The organism is Vibrio sp. 10N.261.52.A1, assembly GCF_002876325.1.
GTDB classification, from domain to species: Bacteria; Pseudomonadota; Gammaproteobacteria; order Enterobacterales; family Vibrionaceae; genus Vibrio; species Vibrio chagasii.
Map to the genome: position 1 here is coordinate 1 of NZ_MCYD01000154.1, position 530 is coordinate 530.

General features: G+C 45.1%; 1 protein-coding gene. It reads right to left on the reverse strand.

What is annotated here, in order from left to right:
• Window positions 1-63: 63 nt before the first annotated feature.
• Window positions 64-530, reverse strand: a 467-nt coding sequence (locus tag BCT81_RS02095; protein ID WP_198596827.1) for a PLP-dependent transferase, incomplete at its 5' end; no start/stop codon positions are given.

Sequence of the window (530 nt, forward strand, 5' to 3'; positions counted from 1 at the left end):
TTATTAAATAAAGAGGGCGCTTACTCATCATTTTGAGTCGCTTTCGCGAAATTCTAACCGCCTTTACTGACTCAGCTGACTGAACTTAGGCAGACTCTTCACAAACCTTTGGTGCACGTCCATATAAGTTTGCATATATATCTCGTCGATGTGCTCGTTACTTGGGAAGCTCGATGAGAAATCAACATGTTTACGGTCAATCGATAACTTAGCGGCTTCGATTATGTGTGCAATGAACATGCGAGGATCTTCTAAACCAATCGAGATGCGCATCGTCGTTGGCTTGATTCCCGCCTCATTGAGTGCCTCGTCGCTCAGTTCTGAGTGAGTGGTCAATGCAGGACACAGCGCCACCGTATTGGTTTGCCCAAGACTTACTTGCATACCGATAGCGGGTTCAAGCATGTCGAAGAACTGCTTAAATCCATCTAGATTGATTGGTGCTCGATTACCATTCCCTTCCATATCGATAGTAAACAGTGCGGCTGGCAGCCCTAAGTACATATTGTTTCGACAGTGTTCGTAGTTAT